Source organism: Serratia sp. YC16 (assembly GCF_009707615.1).
GTDB lineage: Bacteria > Pseudomonadota > Gammaproteobacteria > Enterobacterales > Enterobacteriaceae > Serratia > Serratia surfactantfaciens.
In genome coordinates this window covers 614,653-640,821 of record NZ_WLYN01000001.1, presented here as the reverse complement: position 1 = coordinate 640,821, position 26,169 = coordinate 614,653, and the positions used below count along the sequence as shown (strand labels likewise).

At 58.5% G+C, this 26,169-nt stretch carries 26 protein-coding genes; 12 read left to right on the top strand and 14 right to left on the bottom strand.

The window, feature by feature from the left end; genetic code table 11:
* Positions 1-59 precede the first annotated feature (59 nt).
* From oppB to oppF, 4 genes are read left to right on the top strand one after another with little or no spacing between them, the layout of a single operon-like run.
* Complete coding sequence (gene oppB / locus GKN89_RS02915) at positions 60-980, top strand: oligopeptide ABC transporter permease OppB (RefSeq protein WP_004932150.1); 921 nt, start codon at positions 60-62, stop codon at positions 978-980.
* Positions 981-994: 14 nt separating this feature from the next.
* On the top strand, positions 995-1,903 hold the full coding sequence (oppC, locus tag GKN89_RS02910) for an oligopeptide ABC transporter permease OppC (RefSeq protein WP_019452739.1): 909 nt from the start codon (positions 995-997) through the stop codon (positions 1,901-1,903).
* Between the two features lie 11 nt (positions 1,904-1,914).
* Complete coding sequence (locus GKN89_RS02905) at positions 1,915-2,931, top strand: ABC transporter ATP-binding protein (RefSeq protein ID WP_063918453.1); 1,017 nt, start codon at positions 1,915-1,917, stop codon at positions 2,929-2,931.
* Positions 2,928-3,929: a murein tripeptide/oligopeptide ABC transporter ATP binding protein OppF gene (gene oppF / locus GKN89_RS02900; RefSeq protein WP_019452737.1), complete on the top strand. Its 1,002-nt coding sequence runs from the start codon at positions 2,928-2,930 to the stop codon at positions 3,927-3,929. Before GKN89_RS02905 ends, oppF begins: the two co-directional genes overlap by 4 nt.
* Positions 3,930-4,002: 73 nt before the next feature.
* Here oppF and GKN89_RS02895 read toward each other — a convergent pair whose 3' ends face one another.
* Together GKN89_RS02895 and cls are read right to left on the bottom strand one after the other, a co-directional pair.
* Positions 4,003-4,326, bottom strand: a complete 324-nt coding sequence (locus GKN89_RS02895; RefSeq protein ID WP_004932139.1) for an HI1450 family dsDNA-mimic protein — start codon at positions 4,324-4,326, stop codon at positions 4,003-4,005.
* Between the two features lie 56 nt (positions 4,327-4,382).
* The gene (gene cls / locus GKN89_RS02890; protein ID WP_025159793.1) at positions 4,383-5,843 is read right to left on the bottom strand and encodes a cardiolipin synthase; all 1,461 of its coding nucleotides are present in this window, start codon (positions 5,841-5,843) and stop codon (positions 4,383-4,385) included.
* 242 nt (positions 5,844-6,085) lie between these two features.
* Here cls and GKN89_RS02885 point away from each other — a divergent pair, with 242 nt between their 5' ends.
* Positions 6,086-6,262, top strand: a complete 177-nt coding sequence (locus GKN89_RS02885) for a YciY family protein (RefSeq protein WP_025159792.1) — start codon at positions 6,086-6,088, stop codon at positions 6,260-6,262.
* Positions 6,263-6,307: 45 nt separating this feature from the next.
* On the opposite strand, the gene GKN89_RS02880 is transcribed toward GKN89_RS02885, so the two are convergent.
* Both GKN89_RS02880 and smfY read right to left on the bottom strand, forming a co-directional pair.
* The gene (locus tag GKN89_RS02880) at positions 6,308-6,799 is read right to left on the bottom strand and encodes a Dps family protein (protein ID WP_019452735.1); all 492 of its coding nucleotides are present in this window, start codon (positions 6,797-6,799) and stop codon (positions 6,308-6,310) included.
* Between the two features lie 200 nt (positions 6,800-6,999).
* Positions 7,000-8,472, bottom strand: a complete 1,473-nt coding sequence (gene smfY / locus GKN89_RS02875) for a multidrug efflux MFS transporter SmfY (protein WP_019452734.1) — start codon at positions 8,470-8,472, stop codon at positions 7,000-7,002.
* Between the two features lie 128 nt (positions 8,473-8,600).
* Between smfY and GKN89_RS02870 the strand changes: the two genes are divergently transcribed.
* Positions 8,601-9,152, top strand: coding sequence for a TetR/AcrR family transcriptional regulator (locus GKN89_RS02870; RefSeq protein ID WP_154746314.1), 552 nt, complete (start codon positions 8,601-8,603; stop codon positions 9,150-9,152).
* A gap of 47 nt (positions 9,153-9,199) precedes the next feature.
* On the opposite strand, the gene GKN89_RS02865 is transcribed toward GKN89_RS02870, so the two are convergent.
* From GKN89_RS02865 to GKN89_RS02840, 6 genes are all read right to left on the bottom strand, one after another.
* Entirely contained in the window at positions 9,200-9,463 is a 264-nt protein-coding gene (locus tag GKN89_RS02865) for a hypothetical protein (RefSeq protein ID WP_019452732.1), read from the bottom strand.
* Between the two features lie 273 nt (positions 9,464-9,736).
* The gene (locus tag GKN89_RS02860; protein WP_019452731.1) at positions 9,737-10,744 is read right to left on the bottom strand and encodes a substrate-binding domain-containing protein; all 1,008 of its coding nucleotides are present in this window, start codon (positions 10,742-10,744) and stop codon (positions 9,737-9,739) included.
* A 33-nt stretch (positions 10,745-10,777) separates the two neighbouring features.
* On the bottom strand, positions 10,778-11,815 hold the full coding sequence (locus GKN89_RS02855) for an ABC transporter permease (RefSeq protein WP_043128958.1): 1,038 nt from the start codon (positions 11,813-11,815) through the stop codon (positions 10,778-10,780).
* 16 nt (positions 11,816-11,831) lie between these two features.
* On the bottom strand, positions 11,832-13,337 hold the full coding sequence (locus GKN89_RS02850; RefSeq protein ID WP_370520147.1) for a sugar ABC transporter ATP-binding protein: 1,506 nt from the start codon (positions 13,335-13,337) through the stop codon (positions 11,832-11,834).
* Positions 13,334-14,851 carry a xylulokinase gene (gene xylB / locus GKN89_RS02845; RefSeq protein WP_063918450.1) on the bottom strand — a complete coding sequence of 506 codons (1,518 nt, stop codon included), beginning with the start codon at positions 14,849-14,851 and terminating at the stop codon, positions 13,334-13,336. The genes GKN89_RS02850 and xylB overlap by 4 nt, the downstream gene beginning before the upstream one ends.
* 4 nt (positions 14,852-14,855) lie before the next feature.
* A complete protein-coding gene (locus GKN89_RS02840; RefSeq protein WP_154746313.1) occupies positions 14,856-15,890 on the bottom strand; it encodes an NAD(P)-dependent alcohol dehydrogenase in 1,035 nt (344 codons plus the stop codon).
* A gap of 228 nt (positions 15,891-16,118) precedes the next feature.
* Here GKN89_RS02840 and GKN89_RS02835 point away from each other — a divergent pair, with 228 nt between their 5' ends.
* The 3 genes from GKN89_RS02835 (at position 16,119) to GKN89_RS02825 (ending at position 19,801) form a co-directional block, all read left to right on the top strand.
* Positions 16,119-16,673 carry a D-lyxose/D-mannose family sugar isomerase gene (locus GKN89_RS02835; protein ID WP_019452726.1) on the top strand — a complete coding sequence of 185 codons (555 nt, stop codon included), beginning with the start codon at positions 16,119-16,121 and terminating at the stop codon, positions 16,671-16,673.
* 71 nt (positions 16,674-16,744) lie between these two features.
* Complete coding sequence (locus GKN89_RS02830; protein ID WP_154746312.1) at positions 16,745-17,746, top strand: LacI family DNA-binding transcriptional regulator; 1,002 nt, start codon at positions 16,745-16,747, stop codon at positions 17,744-17,746.
* Between the two features lie 168 nt (positions 17,747-17,914).
* Positions 17,915-19,801 carry a hypothetical protein gene (locus GKN89_RS02825; RefSeq protein WP_154746311.1) on the top strand — a complete coding sequence of 629 codons (1,887 nt, stop codon included), beginning with the start codon at positions 17,915-17,917 and terminating at the stop codon, positions 19,799-19,801.
* 85 nt (positions 19,802-19,886) lie between these two features.
* On the opposite strand, the gene GKN89_RS02820 is transcribed toward GKN89_RS02825, so the two are convergent.
* Both GKN89_RS02820 and GKN89_RS02815 read right to left on the bottom strand, forming a co-directional pair.
* Positions 19,887-20,837, bottom strand: a complete 951-nt coding sequence (locus GKN89_RS02820; RefSeq protein ID WP_154746310.1) for an amidohydrolase family protein — start codon at positions 20,835-20,837, stop codon at positions 19,887-19,889.
* Positions 20,838-20,998: 161 nt separating this feature from the next.
* On the bottom strand, positions 20,999-21,295 hold the full coding sequence (locus tag GKN89_RS02815; RefSeq protein WP_004932096.1) for a YciI family protein: 297 nt from the start codon (positions 21,293-21,295) through the stop codon (positions 20,999-21,001).
* A gap of 175 nt (positions 21,296-21,470) precedes the next feature.
* Here GKN89_RS02815 and GKN89_RS02810 point away from each other — a divergent pair, with 175 nt between their 5' ends.
* The gene (locus tag GKN89_RS02810; protein ID WP_019452723.1) at positions 21,471-22,124 is read left to right on the top strand and encodes an epoxyqueuosine reductase QueH; all 654 of its coding nucleotides are present in this window, start codon (positions 21,471-21,473) and stop codon (positions 22,122-22,124) included.
* 235 nt (positions 22,125-22,359) lie between these two features.
* A complete protein-coding gene (tonB, locus tag GKN89_RS02805; RefSeq protein ID WP_063918445.1) occupies positions 22,360-23,103 on the top strand; it encodes a TonB system transport protein TonB in 744 nt (247 codons plus the stop codon).
* A gap of 71 nt (positions 23,104-23,174) precedes the next feature.
* On the opposite strand, the gene yciA is transcribed toward tonB, so the two are convergent.
* Positions 23,175-23,603, bottom strand: coding sequence for an acyl-CoA thioester hydrolase YciA (yciA, locus tag GKN89_RS02800; RefSeq protein WP_154746309.1), 429 nt, complete (start codon positions 23,601-23,603; stop codon positions 23,175-23,177).
* A gap of 76 nt (positions 23,604-23,679) precedes the next feature.
* On the bottom strand, positions 23,680-24,219 hold the full coding sequence (locus tag GKN89_RS02795) for a septation protein A (RefSeq protein ID WP_019452719.1): 540 nt from the start codon (positions 24,217-24,219) through the stop codon (positions 23,680-23,682).
* Between the two features lie 221 nt (positions 24,220-24,440).
* On the opposite strand from GKN89_RS02795, the gene GKN89_RS02790 reads away from it, so the two are divergent.
* Positions 24,441-26,144 carry a SulP family inorganic anion transporter gene (locus tag GKN89_RS02790; protein ID WP_154746308.1) on the top strand — a complete coding sequence of 568 codons (1,704 nt, stop codon included), beginning with the start codon at positions 24,441-24,443 and terminating at the stop codon, positions 26,142-26,144.
* Positions 26,145-26,169 lie beyond the last annotated feature (25 nt).

The window sequence follows — 26,169 nt, the reverse complement described above, 5'->3', positions numbered from 1 at the left end:
CCGCCGGCCCATGTTGAGAATAATAAGCCGTCATCAGGCTGTCGCACAGGGTTAGGGCAATGCTTAAATTTATACTTCGTCGCTTGTTGGAAGCGATCCCGACACTATTTATCCTTATCACCATCTCATTCTTCATGATGCGTCTGGCGCCCGGCAGCCCCTTTACCGGGGAGCGCGCTTTGCCGCCGGAAGTCATGGCCAATATCGAAGCCAAATATCATTTGAACGATCCTATCTGGAAACAGTACGGTCATTATTTGGCGCAGCTTGCGCAGGGAGACTTCGGCCCATCCTTTAAATACAAGGACTATTCGGTCAACGATCTGGTCGCCAGCTCGTTCCCGGTTTCCGCCAAACTCGGCCTGGCCGCATTTTTGCTGGCGGTGGTGCTGGGCGTTAGCGCTGGCGTTATCGCCGCGCTGAATCAGAACACCAAATGGGACTATACGGTGATGGGGTTCGCCATGACCGGGGTGGTGATACCCAGTTTCGTGGTGGCGCCGCTGCTGGTGCTGATCTTCGCCATCACGCTGAAATGGCTGCCGGGCGGTGGCTGGAACGGCGGTGCGCCAAAGTTCATCATCTTGCCGATGGTGGCGCTGTCGCTGGCCTATATCGCCAGTATCGCCCGTATCACGCGCGGCTCGATGATCGAAGTGCTGCACTCCAACTTCATTCGCACCGCGCGCGCCAAAGGCTTGCCGATGCGCCGCATCATTTTCCGCCATGCGCTGAAGCCGGCGCTGTTACCGGTGCTGTCCTACATGGGCCCGGCCTTCGTCGGCATCATTACCGGTTCGATGGTGATCGAAACCATTTATGGTTTGCCGGGGATCGGCCAGCTGTTCGTTAACGGCGCGCTGAACCGCGATTACTCCCTGGTGCTGAGCCTGACCATTTTGGTGGGCGCCCTGACCATTCTGTTCAACGCGATCGTCGATGTGCTGTATGCGGTCATCGATCCGAAAATCCGTTATTAATCTGGAGCACGCGAATGATGTTGACTAAAAAGAACAGCGAAGCTCTGGAAAACTTCAGCGAGAAGCTGGAAGTGGAAGGGCGCAGCCTGTGGCAAGACGCGCGTCGGCGCTTTATGCACAACCGCGCGGCGGTCAGCAGCCTGTTCGTACTGGCGCTGATCACGCTGTTTGTGGTGCTGGCGCCGATGCTGTCGCAATTTGCCTATGACGATACCGACTGGGCGATGATGTCCGCGGTGCCGAGCTTCGAATCGGGGCACTATTTCGGCACCGACTCCTCCGGGCGCGATCTGCTGGTGCGCGTGGCGATCGGCGGGCGCATCTCGCTGATGGTCGGCGTGGCAGCGGCGCTGGTGGCGGTGATCGTCGGCACTCTGTACGGCGCGATGTCCGGCTATCTGGGCGGCAAGATCGATTCGGTGATGATGCGCTTGCTGGAGATCCTCAACTCCTTCCCGTTCATGTTTTTCGTGATCCTGCTGGTGACCTTCTTTGGCCAAAATATCCTGTTGATCTTCGTGGCGATCGGCATGGTGTCGTGGCTGGATATGGCGCGTATCGTGCGCGGCCAAACCCTCGGTTTGAAGCGTAAGGAGTTTATCGAAGCGGCGCTGGTGTGCGGCGTCTCCACGCGCAATATCGTGCTGCGGCATATCGTGCCGAACGTGCTCGGCGTGGTGGTGGTGTATGCGTCGCTGCTGGTGCCGAGCATGATCCTGTTCGAATCCTTCCTCAGCTTCCTGGGGCTGGGCACGCAAGAGCCGCTCAGCAGCTGGGGCGCCTTGCTCAGCGACGGCGCCAACTCAATGGAAGTTTCACCGTGGTTGCTGCTGTTCCCGGCGGGTTTCCTGGTTGTCACTCTGTTCTGTTTCAACTTTATCGGCGATGGCCTGCGTGACGCCCTCGACCCGAAAGATCGTTAAGGAGTGCAATCATGAGCACCATTGAACATCCTGAGTTGCAAACCGGCGTCGGCGTCAAAACCTCGCCGCTGCTGGACGTGAAAGATCTGCGCGTCACGTTCACGACCCCAGACGGCGACGTGACGGCGGTGAACGATCTGAACTTCGATCTGCGCGCCGGCGAAACGCTGGGCATCGTCGGTGAATCCGGTTCCGGCAAATCGCAGACCGCGTTCGCCCTGATGGGGCTGCTGGCCAGCAATGGCCGCATCGGCGGATCGGCCAAATTCAACGGCCGCGAAATCCTCAACCTGCCGGAAAATCAGCTCAACAAGCTGCGGGCAGAAGAGATTTCGATGATCTTCCAGGACCCGATGACCTCGCTTAACCCTTATATGCGCGTTGGCGAGCAGCTGATGGAAGTGCTGATGCTGCATAAGAAAATGAGCAAAAGCGAAGCCTTCGAAGAGTCGGTGCGCATGCTAGACGCGGTGAAAATGCCGGAGGCGCGCAAGCGCATGCGCATGTATCCGCACGAGTTTTCCGGCGGCATGCGCCAGCGCGTGATGATCGCCATGGCGCTGCTGTGCCGGCCGAAGCTGCTGATCGCCGACGAGCCGACCACCGCATTGGACGTGACCGTTCAGGCGCAGATTATGACATTGCTGAACGAGCTGAAGCGTGAGTTCAACACCGCCATCATCATGATTACCCACGATCTGGGCGTGGTGGCCGGCATCTGCAACAAGGTGCTGGTGATGTACGCCGGCCGCACCATGGAATACGGCAGCGCGCGTGAAGTGTTCTACCAGCCGAGCCACCCGTACTCTATCGGCCTGTTGAACGCGGTGCCGCGTCTCGACGCTGAAGGCGAGGCGTTGCTGACCATTCCCGGCAACCCGCCGAACCTGCTGCGGTTGCCGAAAGGCTGCCCGTTCCAGCCGCGCTGCCCGCATGCCATGGAACAGTGCGCGAGCGCTCCGCCGTTGGAGCAATTTGGGGAAGGGCGCCTGCGCGCCTGCTTTAAACCGGTGGAGGCGTTGGTATGACAGCGGTAACCGACAAGAAAGTGCTGCTCGAAGTGGCCGATCTGAAAGTGCACTTCGACATTCATGACGACAAGCAGTGGTTCTGGCAACCGCCGAAAACCCTGAAGGCGGTCGATGGCGTTACGCTGCGGCTGTTCGAGGGCGAGACCCTCGGCGTGGTCGGCGAATCCGGCTGCGGCAAATCCACCTTCGCGCGCGCCATCATCGGCCTGGTGAAGGCCACCAGCGGGCGCGTCGCCTGGTTGGGTAAAGATCTGCTGGGCATGAGCGACGCCGACTGGCGCAAAACCCGCAGCGATATTCAGATGATCTTCCAGGATCCGCTGGCTTCGCTCAACCCGCGCATGACCATCGGCGAGATCATCGCCGAGCCGCTGCGCACCTACTACCCGAAAATGCCGCGTCAGGAAGTGAAGGACAAGGTCAAGGCGATGATGCTGAAGGTCGGCCTGCTGCCTAACCTGATCAACCGTTATCCGCACGAGTTCTCCGGCGGCCAGTGCCAGCGCATCGGCATCGCGCGTGCGCTGATCCTCGAGCCGAAGCTGGTGATCTGCGACGAGCCGGTCTCCGCGCTGGACGTGTCGATTCAGGCGCAGGTGGTGAACCTGTTGCAGCAGCTGCAGCGCGAGATGGGCCTGTCGTTGATCTTTATCGCCCACGATTTGGCGGTGGTAAAGCACATTTCCGATCGCGTGCTGGTGATGTACCTGGGCCATGCGGTGGAGCTGGGCACCTATGACGAGGTGTACCACAATCCGCAGCACCCTTACACCAAGGCGTTGATGTCGGCGGTGCCGATCCCGGATCCGGACAAGGAGAAGGAAAAACAGATCCAGCTGCTGGAAGGGGAACTGCCTTCGCCGATCAACCCGCCGTCAGGCTGCGTGTTCCGTACCCGCTGCCCGATCGCCGGGCCGGAGTGCGCCAAAACGCGTCCGCTGCTGGAGGGCAGTTTCCGCCACGCGGTTTCCTGCCTGAAGGTCGACCCGCTGTAATGTGCCGTTAGCCGGCAACAAAAAGCCCCGCTGACTGAGCGGGGCTTTTTTTATCCGAGACGCCAGCGGCGAATCACTCTTTCCACAGAATGTGGCACAGCTTGTGGTCTTTCTCGCGGCAGATCAGCACGCGAGCGAACACGTCATTGATCGGCTCGCCGTCGCTGTCCGCCAGACCGATCACCACTTCGGCGAAGAAGTCCGGGTTCAGGTCGTAATCCACGTGCTCGCTCCAGTCTTCGGAGGGATCGTACAGTTCGGCGCCGCCGCGCTCTTCAAACTGCAGATTGAACAGCAGAATATCCGCCGGATCCAGATTGTCGCCGGCCAATTCAAGGAAGATATCGTAGGCCTGTTCCAGCGTTTCGTCTTCGGTAAGGCGGTTATTCAAATCCATAAAAAAATCCTGATAACAAATGATTTGGCGCTATTAAAGCACGCTCGCCGCGGCTTTTACAGCAGCGGGCTGAAAAAGTAGAACAGGCGCTCGACCAGGCGATGCCAGAACGGCCGCTTCAACCACTCTTTGGCGTTCAGCAGCTTGGAGCGGGCGATGTAATCTTCCTGCACGCAGGCCAGATCGCTGCCGAAGCCGTCGTCGTCGATCACCAGCGTGATTTCGAAGTTCAGCCACAGGCTGCGCATATCCAGATTGACGGTGCCGACCAGGCTGAGCTGGCCGTCCACCAGGACGCTTTTGGTATGCAGCAGGCCGCCTTCGAACTGATAGATTTTCACGCCGGCTTCCAGCAGCTCGGAGAAGAACGCCCGGCTGGCCCAGCGCACCATCATCGAATCGTTGTCGCGTGGCACGATGATGCTGACCTCGACGCCACGTAGGGCGGCGGTGCAGATGGCGTGCAGCAGATCGTCGCTCGGTACGAAATACGGCGTGGTCATGATCAGCTGCTCGCGCGCGGAATAGACCGCGGTCAACAGCGCCTGGTGGATCATCTCCTCGGGGAAGCCGGGGCCGGAGGCGATCACCTGAATGGTGTGGCCGCTCTCCTGCTCGAACGGCATGATGTTGACGTCCGGCGGCGGCGGCAGAATGCGCTTGCCGGTTTCAATTTCCCAGTCGCAGGCATAGACGATGCCCATGGTGGTGGCCACCGGGCCTTCCATGCGCGCCATCAGATCGATCCATTGGCCGACGCCCGCATCCTGCTTGAAGTAACGCGGGTCGACCATGTTCATGCTGCCGGTATAGGCGATGTAGTTGTCGATCAGCACCACCTTGCGGTGCTGGCGCAGATCCATGCGGCGCAGGAATACGCGCAGCAGATTGACCTTCAGCGCTTCGACCACTTCGATGCCGGCGTTGCGCATCATCGCCGGGTAGGGGCTGCGGAAGAATTGCAGGCTGCCGGCGGAATCCAGCATCAGGCGGCAGTGTACGCCGCGTCGGGCGGCGGCCATCAGCGACTCGGCCACTTGATCGACCAGGCCGCCGGGCTGCCAGATATAGAACACCATCTCGATGTTGTGGCGCGCCAGTTCGATGTCGCGGATCAACGCTTTGAGCGTGTCGTCGGTGGTGGTGAGCAGCTGCAGCTGGTTGCCCTTGACGCCGTCGATGCCCTGGCGGCGGTTGCACAGCTGGAACAGCGGCTCGGCGACCTCGCTATACTCGGTGGCGAAGATGCGGCGGCTCTCTTTCAATTCCTTCAGCCAGCGTGCGGTCGACGGCCACATGGCTTTGGCGCGCTCGGCCCGGCGTTTGCCCAGGTGCAGCTCGCCGAAGGATAAATAGGCTACGATGCCGAACAGCGGCAGAATATAGATAACCAGCAGCCAGGCCATGGCGGAGGGAACCGCACGGCGTTTCATCAAAATGCGCATCGTCACGCCGGCGATCAGCAGCCAGTAGCCGAACACCATGAGCCAACTGATTACGGTATAAAATGTTGTCATAAAGGCGAAAAATCCCGTTCGCAAACCACCAATGATGAGTGTACGCACAGATCGGTCAAGGCGAAACCTTTTATCGGCGCTTATGTTACATAAATATGATGAAGTTAAGGCACTTGCTGAAAATGAAAGGGCGGCTTTTGCCCGTGTGGCGTCCGCTGTGCCGCCGATAACGGCGACTTGGATCATGAGCCGAAAGGGCTATAATGCCCGCGGTTGGCATTAGACGAACGAGTGACGGAATTATGAGACGCAGTAGAAATGAAGTGGGCCGCTGGCGCATGTTGCGGCAGAGCCAACGCCGCCGGCATCGCTGGCTGGAGCGCCAGTCGTGCAGCAATCGCCATATCATCCGGGTGCGCCGCCGCCTGGACGATCAGCACCGGCGCGCGCTGCTGTTTGCGGTATCCTGCGAGTGGTAAAACGAAAACAGTCCCGTGAGGGACTGTTTTGTCATGGCGCCTGGGTTATTTGCCCAGATAGGCGTTGAGCATCCAGACCTGTTTTTCCTGTTCTTTGATGTAATCGCTCATCAGCGACGCGGTGCCTTCGTCGCCGGCATCGGCCGCCACCGTCAGCAGTTCGCGCTGCTGTTGCAGCAAGATTGAATACCCTTCCAACAGGCCGCGCAGCGTGCCTTTATCATCGGTCACGTTGGTGTGTTCCTTGATATCGGCGGTTTTCAGATAGTCGCTGTAAGCGTGACGCGGCTGCGAGCCCAGCGTCAGAATGCGTTCCGCCAGCTCATCCACCTTGGTCAGCAGATCGTTGTAAGTTTCTTCGAATTTTGCGTGCAGCTCAAAGAATTGCGGGCCGGTAATATTCCAGTGATAGCCGCGCACGTTCATATATAGCACCTGATAATTCGCCAACAGCGCATTCAGCGCTTCGGCGAGTTTTGCCGATTGTTTACTGTCGAGGCCGATATGGGTTTTCGCTGCTTTCTTCGCCGTTGCCATAATAATCTTCTCCTGATTATTCGTTCCAAGGATAGACAGAATTCATTTCCATAGCTGTTACAGTAACCGGATTTATCGCAGGGTTAAACACGATATCAGTCATCATTGCCATCGCTCAAACCGATGGCGATAAATCCGTCGAGCAAATTGCCGAATCAGTGTACGCAGGATCCGCAGGCGAAAAAAGCCGCTTTTATCGGTTACTTGCGCAGCGCCAGTTTTACCGCGCCGGCGCCCAGCGCCATCAACAGTGCGGCGGCGATCAACACCGTAATAAATGCGCGATCGAAGGCCAAACGCGCCAGCTGGGTCAGCTGCTGCGCGCGATCGGCCGCCATCCCGGCCGCCAGACGCAACGCTTCGTCGATGCTGTCGTAGGCCAAATCGCTGACCGGCAGTTCCGCCGGCAGCGCCAGACTGTGGCTGTAAACCGCCGTCATCAGCCCGCCGAGCAACGTTACGCCCAGCACGCCGCCCAGCTCATAGGAGACGTCCTCGATCGATGCGGCCATGCCGGATTTCTCCTCCGGCGCATTCAACATGATGGCGGTGGACGCGGCGGTGATCACGCCGCCGAGGCCAAAGCCCACCAACGCCAGGCTCACCAGCTGTGGCGCCATGCCGCTCTGGGACAGCAGGGCGAGGGCGGCGATGCCGAAAGCGGTCAGGGCGAAACCGCCGAGGATGATGCTGCGTTCGCCGTAGCGCGGCAACAGCAAACCGGCCATCGGCCCCGCCAACGCCGAAGCCAGCGGGATCGGCAAGATAAACAGCGCCGCCTGCAGCGGACTGAGGCCGAGCACCAGCTGCAAGCGTTGGCTGAGTACCAGCTCGACGCCGATCAGCGCCACCATCGACAGCAGCGCTACGCCGATGCCGCCGGCGAACAGCCGGTTGCGGAACAGGGAGAAATCGATCATCGGATTGGCGCTACGCTGCTGGCGGCGCACGAACATCGCCAGGAACAGCGCGCCGATCAGGGCCGCCGCGATCAAGGCGCCGATGTCTGGCGCCGGCTTGCTCAGCTCTTTCAGCGCGTAGATAGCGCCGACCAGGCCGATCATGATCTGTACCGAACCGACGATGTCAGAAGGGCGCGGGTTATCGCCGCCGCAGCGCGGGATCAGTTTCCACGCCAGCGGCCAGACCAGCAGCACCACCGGCACGTTGATCAGGAACACCGAACCCCACCAGAAATACTCCAGCAACAGGCCGCCGACCACCGGGCCGATGGCCGCGCCGCCGGAGGCCACCGAGGCCCAGATGCCGATCGCCAGCGCGCGCTCGCGTTCGTCGGTAAAGACGTGGCGCACGATGGACAGCGTGGCGGGCATCATCATCGCCGCGCCAACGGCGAGGAACACCCGTGCGGCGATCAGCCACTCGGCGGTTGGCGAGAAGGCGGCGCACAGCGAAGCGACGGCAAACACCGGCAGCCCGGCGAGAAACAGCCGCTTATGGCCGATGCGGTCGCTCAGCATCCCGGCACCGGGCAACAGTCCGGCCACCACCAACGGGTAGGCGTTGACGATCCACAGTTTCTGCGAGGCGCTGGCGTCCAACGCCTGGGTCAAGCGCGGCAGCGCGGTATATAACACCGTCATATCGATAACGATCAGGAAAAGGGCGCTGGCGATCAGGGCCAGGATCAGCCAGCGGTTCTTGGCGTACATAAGTCATTCATCCACTAAAGTGGGCGGCGCGAAGGCGCCGCCATTCCGGTAACCCTCCGGCGGCGCCGGGTGGTATACTGGTTGATAATATATATCCATACGTTCGTATTGAAAAGAAGGGTTTCTTAATGGGACGTCAACGCAGCATCGATCGCGATAAGGTTTTGGACACCGCCGAAGAGATCGTCGCCACTCAGGGCGCCGCCGGCTTGACCATCGACGCCGTCGCCAAAGCGATGGGGATCTCCAAGGGTGGGGTGCAGTATTGCTTCGGTAGCAAGGACGCCTTGATCGACGCCATGTTCGATCGCTGGGGCAGCGCCTATGAAGCGCTGTTCGCGGATATCGCCGGCGAGGACCCTTCGCCACAGACCGGCGTGCGGGCGCATATGTTGGCGACCCAAAGTTCGGATCAGACCGCCAGCGCCAAGGCTGCCGGGCTGATGGCGACGCTGATTCAAACGCCGGAGCATCTGGCGAGTACGCGCGAATGGTACCGCAGCCGCATCGCCGGACTCGATTTGGCGAGCGAAGAGGGCAAACGCGCGCGCCTGGCGTTTCTCGCCACCGAAGGCGCTTTTATGCTGCGTTATTTCGGTTTGATGGATATCGACCAGGCGGAGTGGGAAACGATGTTCGCCGATATGCAGGCGTTGATACTGGCGGACGGAGATAAATAACGAATGAATTAAGCGGCAGGTGTCAGCCTGCCGCAGGATAAGCCCGATTATTTATAGGCTATCGCATTGATGGTTTCGAAGGTGGTTTTGCCCTCGCGGCCAATAATGACGTAATACTTGCCGCCTTTTTCGTCCACCGCTTTCGACAGGCGCGCGTGATCGATCCCCACGGTGTCGTCGCCGTCTTGCGAAATGGTCACCGGACCAATCTCGGTATGTTTCGCCGCCTCTTCCCGGGTGATTTCAATCGCCGCCAGCGATGAGAAAGAGGTGAACGCCAGCAGTGCCAAGAGATATTTAGTTGCCTTCATAATTATTCCTTTTCGATTCGAAAATAAAAATGACCCGTAACTGCATCTGAACTACGGCTAAAGTGTAGATCAGCGGCGGCGGTTTGCTCTGCGGCGGCAATAATAAATCGCCGCTGACGGCTGCGCCTATCACACTGATAGTTAGTCAATGGGCAGCGGCAGGCGTATGTTTATCGAACAAGATATTCCCTCGAAGAACCTTTAAGCCAGCCACTCCGTGCTGGCTTTTTTTTGTTTACGTGCGGGCAGGCCCCCGGAGAGGGGGGCGAAGGGTTATTTACGGGCATCCAACAGCGATTGGGCATTCTCTGGGGTGACGACGGTCCACGGGATGTAGTAATGCTTCTGCGTGCCGCCTTCCCATTTCAGATCCTTGGCGTATTGTTTCCAGATATCCGACTGTGGTTGATAGCTTTCACCTTTCACGGCGCGCAATGCGACGTCGATGGAACCCTGCATCTGGCCTTTGGCGTCTTGCAGGATGGAGACCATTTCACCGGCCTGCACCGCATGAATCGCGTCGGAAACACCGTCCACGCCGGCGATCGCGAAGTCCTTCACATTCAGGCCGGCGCCTTTAATCGCTTCAATCGCGCCCAGCGCCATCTCGTCGTTCTGGCCAATCACGCCGTTGATTTTACCCCGATGTTTCTGCAGCCAGTTTTCCATCAGCGGCTGCGCTTCAGCGCGCGACCAGTTGGCCGTTTTGCGTTCAAGTACGGTGACCTGGCCGGCGCCGCACTCGGCAATCGCTTTGTCATTGCCCTTGCCGCGCTGGATCTCGCCGCTGCCGCCTTTCGGGCCTTCGATAATCACCACGTTCACCTTATGGTTCTTGCAGTCGAGTTTGTCCAGGACGGCTTTGGCCTCGAGATAGCCCCCCAGCTCATCGTTAGACACCACTTCAGAGGTCATCGCGTCCGTGTTCAGACGCGCGTTGGTGACCACCACCGGGATTTTGGCTTCGTTGGCATTGGTGACGATATCGATATTGGCCTCAAAATCCATGGGGTTGACGATAATGGCGTCGGCGCGCGTCTGGATCGCGGTGGCGGCCTGATCGTTTTGCACCGATGCATCATAGCGCCCATCGTAGAAGGTCAGCACGGCTTCGCCGCTTTTCACCGCCGGGTGTTCCTTGCCGAATCTTTCCATCAATTGCACGAATTCGGCTTTGTTGCCGTACATCAATACCGCGATTTTAACCGGGGCCGCCTGAGCAGCCGACAGGCTGCCGAACATCATGGCAGAGGCAAACAACGCTATCTTGGTCTTATTCATGGTTTTCTCCTGGTAGAGTTGGGTCTGATGTTATTAATCGCGCTGTTGCTTACGCGATGGGTCGAGCAAGACGGCAAGAACGATCAATGCGCCTTTGATAATTTGTTGGTAATACGATTGCACGCCAAGCAGATCGAGGCCGTTATTCATCACCCCGATGATCAGCACGCCGAAGAAGGTGCCGACCAGCGTACCGACGCCGCCCGCCATGCTGGTGCCGCCGATCACCACCGCGGCGATGGCGTCCAGCTCATAGCCTGCGCCGGCGTTGGTTTGCGCCGAACCGGTGCGCGCGGTGAGGATCAAACCGGCGATGCCGGCCAGCGCGCCGCACAGCGTATACACCAGTATCTTGATACGAGTGACGTTAATCCCTGAGGTGCGTGCGCTTTTCGGGTTGCCGCCGACGGCGTAGATGTAGCGCCCGAAGAGGGTTTTATTCAGCACCAGCCAGGCGAGGGCGAACAGCACGATGAAGATGATGACGGGCACAGGAACGCCGCCGACATAACCATTGCCCAACCAGCGGAAATCGCTGTTCAATTGCGAAACCGGATTGCCGTTGGTAGTCAGCATGGTTAAACCGCGCGCCGCAGAGAGCATGCCCATGGTGACGATAAAGGGTTGCAGCCGGTAGCGGGCTAACACGGTGCCGTTCACCAGGCCGCAGACGATGCCGATGCCCAGCGCCACAATCAGCGGTGCCATGACGGCGGTCGCGGTATCGCCGATAGCCAATCCGCTATTGTTGGTGGCGAAACGGGCGGCGACGATCCCGCTTAACGCCAACACCGAACCCACGGAGAGATCGACGCCGGCGGTGATGATGACGAAGGTCATGCCGATTGCCAGAATGCCGTTGATCGAGACCTGGCGCAGGACGATCAGGGTGTTTTCATTGCTGAGAAAATAATTGCTGCTCCAGGCCCCCTGGGCGACCTGATATTCGCCAATCAGCGCCACGGTCAGGCACAGGGCGAAAAAGGCGATGATAATGCCGTATTTGTGCATACGGCGCTTATTGCGGGTGAAAAATGACATTCCTGGTGATAAGGAGTGGGCGCTGCTCATTGTTATTCTCTCTCTGTTAAACCGCGAGTTTCATCAGTGCTGCCTGAGTCGCATGGGTTGCCGAAAGCTCGCCGGCCGACTGCCCGTCACGGAACACCAATATGCGATCGCTCATGCCTATGATTTCCGAAAGTTCGGAGGAAACCATGATGATCCCTTTGTTTTGCAAGGCGAATTCCGACATGAATCGATAGATCTCTTTTTTGGCGCCGACGTCGATGCCGCGCGTCGGCTCGTCGAGCAGCAAAACCTCCGGATCCAGCAGCGCCCAGCGGCCCAGCACCACTTTTTGCTGGTTGCCGCCGCTCAGGTTGCCCACCGGCTGCTCGCCGTCGTGGGTTTTAACGTTGAAGCGCTGGATCATGTCGCGGGTACGCGCTTGCTCCCGTTTCTCGCTGACAAATCCCATCCGGCTGATGTCGGCGAAAGAGGCGATATTGATGTTTTCGCTGACGGAGCGGCACAGCACCAGGCCGGTTTCCTTACGGTCTTCCGTTACATAGGCGATACCGCTGTCGATGGCTTCGCGCGGGGAGTGACGGCTCAGCGTTTTGTCGCCCAAGCGAATCGTGCCGCTGTCGGCATGCTGAACGCCGAAGATAAGATCGAGGAACTCGCTGCGGCCCGATCCCACCAGGCCGTAGATGCCCAGGATTTCGCCGTGCTTAAGCTGCAGGCTGATATCTTTGATCTTGTCGCGCCAACACAGGTTGTTAACTTCCAGCAACACCGCCTCGCCGGGTTGATTGAATTTGGCGAACTCGCTGTCGTACTCGCCGCCGATAATGTGTTCGATCAGCTGTTCACGGGTAATGTCGGCGATATAGCCTTCATGGATGTAGGCGCCATCGCGAAAAATGGTGTAGCTGTCCGCGATCTGGAAGATCTCTGACAAGCGGTGAGACACATAGATAATGCCTTTGCCTTTCGCCGCCAGTTGCTGCAGCGTCTGAAAGATTTTCTGCGCATCTTCTTCGCCAATCGCCGAGGTGGGCTCATCCATGATGATGATGTCGGCATTGGCATGCGACAGCGCCTTGGCGATCTCGACCAGCTGTTGCTCGGCGACGCTCAGATTGCGCATCTTTTCCCGGGCGTCGATCTTGAAATCCAGTTCATTGAGCAGGCTGGTCGTGCGCTGGTTGAGCGTCGCGAAGTCGACGAACCCCAGGCGCCTCGGCTCGCGGCCCAGCCAAATGTTCTCGGCCACCGTCAGGTCCGGGATCGCGCTCAACTCCTGTTGCACAATGGCGATGCCGGCGTTGAGGGCATCGCGGGGATGATCAAATTCGCAGCGTTGGCCATGGATAAAAATGTCGCCGCCATCGGGTTGAATAAAGCCCATCAGAATGCTGAGAAAGGTGGATTTACCCGCGCCGTTGCCGCCGCACAGGGCATGGATGGACCCGCGCCGCAGGCAAAACTCTGCATTTTTAAGCGCCACGACCGGGCCAAAGGCTTTCCTGACGCCGCTGACTTCCAGCAGGTAGGCGGGGGCTGACGTATGGGGATCTTGCGTCACAGTTGCACCTCCGGGTAGGTTCGTTGCAAACGCTGCAGGTACCGTTGATAAAGCGTCTCGTATTGCGTTTGTCGGTCGGCGTTTGGCGTCGCGCGCGTGGCTTCATCCAGTGAAACGAAGCGTTGGCACAGTTCAGCCAATAATTCGGCGGCGCTCTGGTTCGGGCGATCGGCCAACGATGTCGCCCACATCGCCTGAATGGCGCCGCCCAACGCGGCGGTCTCTTTGACTTTCAGACAGACCACCGGGCATCCCATCACGTCCGCGACGATTTGTCGCCAGGCGGCGCTGCGGGCGCCGCCGCCGGTGAGACGGATCTCGCGCGTTTCGATGCCCTGGCGGCGGAACAGCTCGATGCCATAGCGCAGGCCGTAGGTGGCGCTCTCTACTACGGCCAGGCAGAGGTTGGCACGGGTAAAATTGTCGCTATCCAGGTTATGCAGGCTGGCGCGCGCGTGGGGCAGCGGCGGAACGCGTTCGCCGTTGAAGAACGGCAGCATCTCGACGCCGCCGGCGCCCGGTGCGGCCTGCGCCAATAGGGCGTTGAAGCCGGCAAGATCTTCGTCCAGCAGCGTTTGCATCGCGGTGGTGGCCGAGGTGACATTCATGGTGCATATCAACGGCAACCACCCGTTGGTGCTGGAGCAGAAACCGGCAATCATGTCCGACTCCGCCACGACGGGCGCGGCGGACCAGGCGAATAGCGTGCCGGAAGTGCCCAGGCTCAGGGTGACGGCGCCGGCCTCGATGTTGCCGGCGCCGATGGCCGCCATCATATTGTCGCCGCCGCCGGTCGAGACCCTGGCGGTGGGGCTGAGGCCGAGCTTTTCCGCCGCGACAGGGCGCACTGTGCCGATGCAGCATTCCGCGCTTTTGAGCGGCGGCAGGGCTTGCCACAGGCGGCCGCTGTCGTCGATGAGATCGACGGCGGTTTTGCTCCAGCTGCGGGTGCGCACATCGAGCAGCCCGGTGCCGGAGGCGTCGCCGTATTCCGCCACGCGTTCCCCGGTCAGCCAGAAGTTTAAATAATCATGGGGCAGCAGCACGGTGTGCAGTTTTGCCCAGAGCGCCGGGTGGTGCGTCTTGAACCAAAGGATTTTCGACGCGGTGTAACCGGTGGCGACCCGCAGACCGAGTGTTTCCAGCGAGCCGTTGGCGCCGCCGAGCCGCTGCAGCAGCCGTTCGTTTTCCTCTGCGGTTTCGGTATCGCACCACAGCTTGACGCTGTGCAGCACGTTGCCTTGTGCGTCCAGCGGCACGAAGCCATGCTGCTGGCCCGAAACCCCCAACGCGTTAATCTCCCGTGCGTCGACGCCGGCGTTGGTCACCGCTTGTTGAAACGCGATGATCAGCGCGTCAACCCACCAGTCGGCCTCTTGTTCGCGCCGGCCGTTGGAATGGCTGATGAGGCGGTGAGGGGCGCTGCCCTCACCGAGGATCACGCCCTGTGCGCTGTCGACAATCACGACTTTCGTGCCTTGCGTACCGCAGTCTATGCCAGCATAGAGCGTCATAGGTTTACTCCATCTCCAGCATGATTTTGATGTCTGAGGCATGCCCCGCCGCCGCGCGTTCGAAGGCGGCCACGCTGTCGGAGAACTTGTAGGTCTGACTGATTAAAGGCTGGACGCGCAATTTGCCGCTGCTCAACAGCCGCAGCGTGCGCGGATACATGTTGGCGTAGCGGAAGATGGTCTTGAAGGTAATTTCCTTGGCCTGCGCCGCGACGATATCCATCGGCGCAGCGTCGATCGGCATGCCGACCAGCACCGCGGTCGCGCCCGGCGCCGCATGCTCAGCCAGCGTTGCGATAGCCGGTTTTGCGCCGCTGCATTCAAACACGACATCGGCGCCGTTGCCGCTGGTGAGCGCGGCCACTTTCCCCGCCAGGTCGCCGGTTTTGATATTGACGGCGTGCAACCCTTCGTAGCTGGCCGCCACCGCGAGTTTCTCGTCAAACAGGTCGCAAATAATGACGTCCGAACAGCCGCCCGCCAGTGCGGCAAGGGCCGTTACCACGCCGATCGGCCCGGCGCCGATCACCAGCGCGATGTCGCCGGGTTTAATCCCGGCTTTGGTGGCCGCTTGCATACCGATAGCCAAGGGCTCAACCATGGCGCCTTCAGCAAAACTGACGTTGTCCGGCAATTTGAACGTGAACGCGGCGGGGTGGATGACGGTTTCGCGCAGGCAGCCGTGCACCGGCGGCGTTGCCCAGAAGCGAACGGCCGGGTCAAGGTTGTAAATACCGGCGCGCGTTTGGGGCGAGTTGAGATCGGGAATGCCGGGCTCCATGCAAACGCGATCGCCGACGCTGAGGTGAGTGACATTTTCGCCAGTCGCAAGCACCACGCCGGAAGCTTCATGGCCGAGCACCATCGGGGCGTTAACCACGAACGGGCCAATGCGGCCATGCTGGTAATAGTGCACATCGCTGCCGCAGATACCTACGGAATGAATTTTAATCTGCACATCATCGGGCCCCAGCGCCTCGGCCAGCTGGACGTCCTCAATAGCGATTTGCCCCGCCTTGGCCAACACTAATGCTTTCATATTGCCTCCTGGTGAATCATTTTTATGGTAACGATATCATTTCAATGCGGCGATAGTGGGCCAAAGCGGGTGGTTAAACTGTGATCAATGTTGGAATTGCTCGACGAGAGTTAATTTTGCTGGGGGGTTGTTATTCAATATGGAGATGGCGGTCACAAAACCGGCGGGGCAATGACGGTTTTAATATCGGCGTGTTGATATCGATACCGTTACTTTGCAGGGAAAATGATGAACAAACAACAAAACGCCAAAGCCGCCACGCTGGAATATTTGCGCCAGGCGGACATTGTCCTGACGAAAGACGAGCAGCAACGTATTGAAATTGCAACCTTTGGTCTGGCTGACTATCCCGTGTCGGGATTGCAGCTGCTGACTTACGTCAACTCCCCCCGGTATTGTGCGAAAGAGTTGGTGCTCTTTCCGGGGCAGACCTGCCCAGAGCATTTGCATCCGCCTTTCGCCGGCACGCCCGGTAAGCAAGAGACTTTTCGTTGCCGTTGGGGGGAGGTATTTCTGTTTGTCGATGATGAAAACCTGACGCCCAACGATCGCGGCGGTGAGTTGGCATGTCGGGTGCCCGCAGGGGCGGAGCAGTGGTATACCTGCGATCGCTATATCCTTCTGCGGCCGGGTGAGCAATACACCATCGCCCCCAACACCCGGCACTGGTTTCAGGCGGGAAAGCAGGGCGCGGTGGTCTCCGAGTTCTCTTCCGAGAGCCGCGACGAGCTGGATATTTTTACCGATCCGCGCATTAACCGCCTTGCAGGCGTAAACCATTAGCGCCATGGGCAAAGTTCTGTCATGATGCCGAGAATGGTACAAAATGATATCTTCAAGCTAAGGAGCTGCATTTGGCAGTGGATCGAGGACGGAAAGCGACGCTGGCCAGCGTCGCCGCACAGGCGAATGTCAGCAAAATAACCGCTTCGCGGGCGTTTTCACAGCCGGACAAGGTCCATCCGGAAACGTTGAGGAGAATTCGCGAGACTGCCGCCGAACTCGGTTACGTGGTCAATGCCGCCGCGCGCAATCTGCGAGCGAAAAGCAGCAGAACCATCGGTATCGTCAATCCTGATATGGCCAACCCATTCTTTGGCGGCCTGACGCGCCTGATGACGCTCGAAGCGCAAAAAATGAGGTACGACACCCTGGTGTTCGACTCCTATGAGTCTCAGGAAAGCGAAGACAGAATCATCGACAAACTCATTGGCTACAACGTCGATGCGATCATTCTATCGGTCATTTCCAACGATCATTTGTACCAGCCTTCCTATCTGAAACGCTTGGAAACGCTCAATATCCCGGTGGTGCTGATCGATAGGGAATTGGACAGCCGCCATTGCAGCGGGGTGTATATCGATAACCTGGACTGCGGTCTCCAGGCGGGGCGTTGGCTGCTGGAACAGCAGGCGCAGCGGGTAGTGGTGGTCTCCGGGCCGGAGAATTCCAACGTGGCGCGTGACAGGGTCACTGGATTGCAAGCGGCTTTGCAAGGCAAAGTGGCGTCGCTGGAAGTGCTGTACGCCGATTTCTTTATGGATGTCGCCTGGCAAGAGACGAGCCGTTGGCTGGCCAACAACCGCGCCCCGGACTTTTTCGTCGGCTGCAACAACCAAATCTCCCTGGGCATCATCAAGGCCTGCATCGAACATCGGCTGCCGTTGATGCAGGAGGTGTCGCTGTTCAGCATCGATGAGGTTTCGCATGCCGGGATCTATGGTTTTCATTTCCCTTGCGTGTCGCATGATTTGCAGGAGATCGCCTGGCAGGCGTTGAATCTGGCGATTCGCCGCATTGCCGATCCTGAGATCAAGCCGGGCAAGGTGGTGGTGCGGGGCAAATTAGTCATCTGACGGCTGCCGCCTTTGTATGAGCGATAAATGCAACAGAAAGAGGCGGTACACCAGATAGACCGCTATGTTCGCGGGTCAAGAGCACAACATCCCTGCTATTGATGCAAGGTTCATCCACTCATAGAGTTACTTGGCTGTATATAAATACAGTAAAACTATGAGGATAACATGATGAATACTTGCCCTGATATCGCCACGCTACGAAACACTCTGCCTACCGCTGCAGGCGAATTGATCGCTGTGACTGCATACTACGGCGATTGGAACGTCAGCAATCGCCAGCCAACCGGTGGTGGCACCTTCGTCGCCAAAGCACAATCGACAGCGATGGATGACGGCGGTATGTTCATCCGCCCCAACGCCGGTTGGTTATGGGTACGCGTCCTGGATGTTGCCGGTACGGTGTCGCCCTATATGTTCGGTGCGAAAGGTGATGGTATTTCAGAGGATGCCGCTGCAATTCAGGCTGCTCACGACTATGCCAGTTCGCAGGCTGTCTCCAGCGGCTCACGCGTGTTGAAAAACGGTAATCTGCAGTTCGGTAGCGGGCAATTCAAATGCACGAAAACGCTGAACCTGGATTTGAAAACTGTTGATTACGATTTTTCCGGTGCGTTGCTGGATTTTAGCGCCATGACTCCGGGCGATAACGTCAAGCGGAAAGCCGCCATTCAATGGCAAAACAGCGCCGGATATACCCAAGGTAATCTCAGCGTGAAAAATCTGCGCATGATGGGACCTGGCCCCAATTCCTTTGTCGATGGCATGACGTTTTCTACTTCATTCTCGGCAAACTATGGACGCAATTCGTTGACCTTTATTGGCGGCGGTATCGAAGGTTTTGCTTATGGCATTACCGGCACCATCGATTTCTACTTTCTGCGTATGTACGGCTTTAGTTTCAATCACTGCGACATTTGCTACTACTTCCCGGACAATACTTTCAATTCCGGCGAAGAGATGAACTTCCACAGTTGCGTCTTCGGTCAGAGCAACTGTGGCGTGAAATTGATGGGAGGGTATAGTTATTTCTTCAACTGTTCCTTCGATTACATTTACGGTAAAAACGGGCCGCAAACCCCAACCAGTCATGTCGGAAAGTATATGCATATCGAGGGGGGGCAACATATTTTCCGTGATTGTCACGTTGAAGGTTATGGACCGCAAAATTACATCCTGAATATCCCGGATGCCAAAAGTTGCAAAGTCAACGTTATCGGCGGTCTGTTTACCTTCAAAGCCGGCGGCAGCCCAACGACCTATCCGACAACCTCCAATCCCTTCTATGTCGGCAGTCTGGCTAGGGTAGTCTTTGATAAGGTCAATATTGGCGAGATGCAGCAAGGCGGTGATGCTAACGTCAGCGGCTGGATTGATGGCACAGGTTCTGTCTCGCTGCACAACACGCAACTGCCCATTTCCTGGCCTTATCTGTTAACTCAGGTGCGAACCGATACCGCCGTACAGGACAATTGGCTGGATGGCACGACGTATAGCAACGGTAGCGACAAATGGACTGAGGAAGTTTGGGTTCTGCCGCCGGGAGGCGTTAATACGGTGCGTAAATCTCGCTACGGGTGGGGTACGACTAACAGCACCAATTTCAGCCTTATTCGCCAGGCCGGTTTCGTTTCATTGGGGCGCAACGCGGCCGCTGGTAATGGTGTGTTCCAGGCGGTGCTGGGAACCATCAGCCTGAAAGGTTACGGCAGCGTTATTCACCATGTTCGCGCCAACACTTACGCGGGTGATGGGCAACTCTGCCAGGTCAAAATCCTATGGGCGAAGCTGCGTGAATATGGTCCGCAACAAGACGTGGAACCCCAAATTCTCAAGCAGCAAACCGGTCACGTTTACACCTATCAATTTAGCGGCAATGAATCCGATCTGAAGAGCGTTATCATCCCAGGCCAAATGCAGGGTTATCCTACGCAGCCTCCCGCCTTCGAGCGAGCGCCGGACTGGGCTACGCACGCTTTCTTGCTTATTGACGTCACCGAAATGAAAAGCAACTTTGACCTGCGCATTACGGATGTTTACCTGCGACAGGTCTGACGCAGTTTCCTAACATTGACCGGTTCACGACATGTCGCACATCCCGTTATTACGGGGGGGTGCGACATGGAATGAGGACGGATCTTCAGTCCGCACCCAGCCCAAACAGCGCAGCCGCATTGCGATCCAAAATGGCGCTCGCTTCTTCCTCCGGCAATCCGGCACGCCGGATGTAGTCCACCGTGGTTTGAAACAGCTCGCCCGGCTGGAACGGAAAATCGGTGCCGAACAGCAGCCGCTCGGTGCCGAATGTCGCTGCTGCCGCTTGCAACGCAGGCACCTGATCGTGTCCTACCGTGTCGTACCACATGCGCAGGGCGGCGCGGCTCGGGGGTTCCGGCGTATCCGGCGCTTCCCACGCGACGGTTTGGTCGAGGCGTTCCAGCGTCATTGGCAGCAGGCCGCCCAGATGCGGAACGATGATTTTCATCTCCGGAAAGCGTAGAGGGATACCGTTGAGGATAAAGTGCATGGCGGCGATCGTGTCTTCGATCGGCGCACCGATCGACCAGGTCAAGGCGTAATCGGCGATCAGCGGCGAGTGCGCGCCGCGGCCGGCGGGATGAATGGCCAGCACGCTGCGGCGGCGGTTGAGTTCCTGATAGAGCGGCTCGAACAGCGGGTTGGCGATAGAGAGCCCGAGTATTGAGGTGGTGATGCAGGCGCCCAGCATGCCGAGCTGGGTCAAGGCTCTGTCCAGCTCGCGTAACGCAGCGTTGATGTGCGGCAGCGGCAAAGAAGCGATGGCCCGGAAGCGGGTGGGATAACGCGCTGCCAGCTCTGCATATTCATCGTTGATCCGGCGCGCGGCATCAACGGCCGCCTGTTCGTCTTCCAGGTGCGGCGACAGCGGCGTCGCCGACAAGATTTGCATGTCGATGCCGGCGCTGTCCAGCAGGGCGAAGCGGGCTGCCAGCTCGCGATCGCTGCGGCCGGCGCCCAATTGCCGATAGGCGGCGACTTCGTGCAGGCCATGAGATTGCAAAAGATCCAGATACTCTGTGCTCCACAGGTGAGCGTGAACATCGAGTCGCATCGGTCGATCTCCAGGAGTACGCGGCGATGCCGCGGGTTCAGAAGAGTATAGGCAGGCGGCGCTACAGCGCCCGAAGGGAAGGCATTTTTTCTACCGATGAGGGCGGACGAGAGCACACATTGATCCGGGAACGGTACGCCGCTCCCGGTCAGGTAATGAGGTCAGAATACCTGCTTGAACGGTTTCACCGTCACGTCGGCGTAGACGCCGGCGGCGATATAGGGATCCTGCTGCGCCCAGGCCTGGGCTTCCGCCAGCGAAGCGAACTCGGCGATCACCGTTGAACCGGTAAAGCCGGCGGCGCCGGGATCGTTGCTGTCGATGGCCGGGTTAGGGCCGGCGACCACCAGGCGGCCGGCGTCGCGCAGCGCCTGCAGGCGCGCCAGATGCGCCGGGCGCACCGCCAGGCGGTTTTCCAGCGAGTTGGGGACGTCTTGCGCGTAGATCAGATAAAGCATGTTTCACCTTTAAAATCATGGCTATAAAACGGTGCTATCAAGGTAGCGCAAAAGACGCGGCAGGGGAACGGCGCGCGGCGAATTTCCCGGCGGATTGGCGCTTATGCCTTGAAGCCGCTACTTTTTATTCGTATAGTGCGGCGCGCTTAAACTGATATGCCATTGAGGTGAGGATATGACGGAACTGGTAAGGGAAAAACTCGATTTGCCTGCGGGCAAAAGCAAACTGCTGCTGCATTCGTGCTGCGCGCCCTGTTCCGGCGAGGTGATGGAAGCGATCCAGGCGTCCGGGATCGAATACGCCATTTTCTTCTATAACCCCAACATTCACCCGCAAAAAGAGTATCTGTTGCGCAAAGAAGAGAATATCCGTTTCGCCGAGCAGCACGGGGTGCCGATTATCGATGCCGATTACGACACCGACAACTGGTTCGCTCGCGCCAAAGGGATGGAGCATGAGCCGGAGCGCGGCATTCGCTGCACCATGTGCTTCGATATGCGTTTCGAGCGCACGGCGCTGTATGCGCATGAGCATGGTTACGACACCATCTCCAGCTCGCTGGGTATCTCGCGCTGGAAGAACATGCAGCAGATCACCGACTGCGGCGTCCGGGCGGCGGAAAAGTATCCCGATCTGGTGTATTGGGATTACAACTGGCGCAAGAAGGGCGGTTCGTCGCGCATGATAGAGATCAGCAAACGCGAACGCTTCTATCAGCAGGAATACTGCGGCTGCGTCTATTCGCTGCGCGACACCAACCTGCATCGCAAAGCGCAGGGGCGGCCGCTGATTAAGCTGGGCGTGCTCTACTATGGCGATGAAGAATAACGCTTAATCACCGCAATCGACCCGCTACGGCGGGTTTTTTATTTTTAGCGCTCGGCCAAACGTTAATGAAGCGTGTTGATTCGGCGGTTAAAAAGCAACGGCCAGGTTAATATCCTTATGAGTTTGCTGGTTTTCGCTGCGGATACTGACGATTAAAGCGATAGTTTGCCTTTCGTTATTGAATATGATTGCTATTTGCATTTAAACTTGGCGAACCAGAGGAAACAGAATCATTATGCCGCTAAAAAAGATGTTCCTTAATCGCCGTATATCCGTGCCTTTTGTTTTGTCCGTAGGCTTGCACAGCGCCCTGGTGGCGGGGTTGCTTTACGCTTCGGTAAAGGAAGTGGTGGAGCTGCCGAAGCCAGAGGACGCGCCGATCAGCGTCATGATGGTCAACACCGCCGCGATGGCCGAACCGCCGCCACCGGCGCCGGCCGAGCCGGAACCGCCGCAGGTTGAACCTGAGCCGGAGCCAGAACCGGAACCCATTGTGGAGCCGCCGCCAAAGGCGATCGTGAAGCCGGAGCCGGTCAAGCCGAAACCGAAGCCTAAGCCAAAGCCGAAGGTAGAAAAACCGGTTAAATCGGAGCCGAAGAAAGTCGAGCCGCGCGAGCCGTCGCCGTTCAACAACGATTCGCCGGCCAAGCCGATCGACAAAGCGCCGGTGAAACAGGCGCCTGCCGCGCCGGTGCAGGGCAACTCGCGCGAGGTTGGGCCAAGGCCGATCAGCCGCGCTAACCCGCTCTATCCGCCGCGAGCCCAGGCTTTGCAGATCGAAGGTAATGTGCGGGTACAGTTCGATATCGACAGCGACGGCCGGGTGAGCAACGTGCGCATCCTGTCGGCGGAACCGCGCAATATGTTTGAGCGTGAAGTGAAGCAGGCGATGCGCAAATGGCGGTATGAAGCCAAGGAAGCGAAAGATCGCACCGTGACTATCCGCTTCAAGCTGAACGGCACGACCGAATTGAACTGAGTTCGGTCACCATCAAAGAAAAAAAGGGTCGCCTCGGCGACCCTTTTTGCATTTGCGGTATCTCCGCCGGCTTACTCTTCGAAGCCGACGCGGAAATTAATTTTACCGTCTGGCAACGCGCGCGAGTTGCCTTCCGCATCGACTGCCACATAGGTGAACACCGCTTCTGTCGCGCGATAGCGCTGACCGATCGGAGCGGAAGAGACTTTCTTTACCCACACTTCGATATTGATGGTGATCGAGCTGCGCCCGGTGCGGATGCAGTGCGCATAGCAGCAAACCACGTCGCCTACCGCCACCGGTTTCAGGAAGGTCATGCCGTCTACGCGTACGGTCACCACGCGCCCTTCGGCGATCTCTTTTGCCTGGATGGCGCCGCCGATATCCATTTGCGACATCAGCCAGCCGCCGAAGATATCGCCGTTGGCATTGGTATCAGCCGGCATCGCCAGCGTGCGCAGCACCAGCTCGCCGCTGGGTAAAGGTCGTTGTTGTGTCATAGCAGTCTGCTTTTAAAAGGAGGGAATCACTTCATACTGCCCGCGGCAAGCGCCGCAGGCATTAACAAATTTGTAACTATTTTTTCTGTTCTGCCGGCATGTGCCGGTAAATATAGATACCGCTAAGCAGGGTGAATACCAGCGTCAACACCGTCAGGCCAAAGACTTTGAAATTGACCCAGACGCTTTGCGGCAGCCAGAAAGCGACATAGATATTCGCCAGGCCGCAGGCCAGGAAGAAGACCGCCCAGGCCAGGTTGAGGTTGCTCCACACTTTGTCCGGCAGCGTCAGCTCTTTGCCCAGCATGCGTTGAACCAGCGGCTTTTTGAGCACCCACTGGCTGATCAGCAGCGCCAGCGCGAACAGCGCGTAAATCACCGTCACTTTCCACTTGATGAACAAATCGTTGTGGAACACCAGCGTCAGGGTGCCGAACACCAACACCATCAGGAAGGTGATCAGCGTCATCTTCTCAACCTTGCGGTATTTCACCCAGGTGAACACCAGCGCCAGTGCGGTGGCGACGATCAACGCGCCAGAGGCGACGTAAATGTCGTACAGTTTGTAAAAAGCGAAAAAGACAATCAACGGGAGAAAATCAAGAAACTGCTTCATAAATCAATCCATCATCTGTTCATCGGCCGACTATACCGGATTCAGCGGGCTCTGTGTACCGCCGGACGTTGCCGATTATCGGCGTTTGGCCGGCGGATTTCTGCCGCGAAAGCAGGAATTTGCATAAACTTACGCAAGAAAGCACGGTTGCATTGCCAGAGCCGGCCGCAGGTCGCATAGTAAGTGTCATAATAACCAGATAATTTACCGCGGAAAACAGCATGCAGTGGAAATCTCTCCAGGCCCTGACGCCTGGTTTGACGCATTTATTGGGGTATCAACGCGGTTGGCTCAAGCCGGATATTCGCGCCGGTCTTTCCGTTGCCGCCGTCGCCTTGCCGGTGGCCATCGCCTACGCCGAGCTGGCCGGCGTCAGCCCGGTAGTCGGGCTCTATTCCTGTATCTTGCCGATGGTGGCCTATGCGCTGTTCGGTTCGTCACGCCAGCTGATCGTCGGGCCCGACGCCGCCACCTGTGCGGTGATCGCCGCGGTGGTGACGCCGCTGGCGGCGGGCAATATGGAACGCCATTGGCAACTGACCATCATGATGACCGCCATGATGGGGGGATGGTGCCTGCTGGCCAGCCGGTTCAAGCTGGGGGCGTTGGCGGATCTGCTGTCGCGGCCGATCCTCAGCGGGCTGCTGAACGGCGTGGCGCTGACCATTATCGTCGATCAAATCGGCAAGGTGTTGGGGTTCACGGTGCATCAGGCGCAGCTGATCGAACGCATCTACGCGCTGCCGAGTAACCTGCTGCACAGCGATTGGCTGACGATGGCGGTGTCGCTGCTGACGTTGGTGACGCTGCTTGGATTCAAAAAATGGCGGCCTAACTGGCCGGCGCCGCTGTTCGCCATCGTGCTGGCGGCGTTCGTTACCTGGGCCGGCGGCTTGCAGCAGCATGGCGTGGTGACGGTGGGTGGCTTCAGCGGCGTGTTGCCGATCGTCCAGTGGCCGGACTTTCAGCCTGGTTTGCTGCGCGACATGGTGATCCCGGCGCTCAACCTGGCGGTGGTGAGCTTTGTCAGCATGATGCTTACTGCCCGCAGCTTCGCCGCCAAGAACGGTTATGAGGTCAACGCCGACGCCGAGTTTCGCGCGTTGGGGCTGGTGAATATCGTTTCGGCGCTGTCGCAAGGTTTCGCCATCAGCGGTGCGGACTCGCGCACCGCGGTGAATGACTCCAACGGTGGCAAGAGCCAGCTGGTGTCGATCATCGCCGCAGCGGTAATCGCCTTCGTCTTGCTGTTCCTGATGGCGCCGCTGCAGTTTATTCCGGTGGCGGGATTGGGCGTGGTGCTGATGTATGCGGCCTGGTCGCTGCTGGACATTCGCGGCATCTGGGTCTTGCGCCGTCGCAACGCTCAGGCTTTCCGCCTGGCGCTGTTTACCTTCCTCAGCGTGCTGCTGGTGGGGGTGATCAGCGGTATCGGCTTGGCGGTCTTGCTCGGATTGATGCAGTTTCTGCGCACCGTCTTCCGGCCGACGGAACAGCTGCTGGGGGTCAACGACGAAGGCATGATCCATTCCATGGGCAACAACAATGGCGTGAAGGCGGTGCCTGGCGTCATGATGTACCGCTTCAATTCGCCGCTAACCTATTTCAACGTGGCGTATTTTAAACGCCGCATCCTCAATTTGGTCGACGGCACGCCGTTCCAGCCGCGCTGGGTGGTGGTGGACGCGGTGGCCAGCTTTACCCATGCCGACATCAGCGTACTGGCGTCCATCGACGAACTGAAACGCGACCTATTGCAGCGTAACGTTAAGCTGGTACTGGCGGGGCGCCGCACCGAACTGACGCGCTGGTTCCGCATCAACCGATTGGGGCGTGACAAAGAGCTGATTTTGGTGCCGGACCTGTATCTGGCGCTGAAGCTGATTCAGAGTAAGGAGCAGGCGGAAGCCGCCACGGCGGGGTAAACAAAAAAAGGGGCGCGCCGAAGCG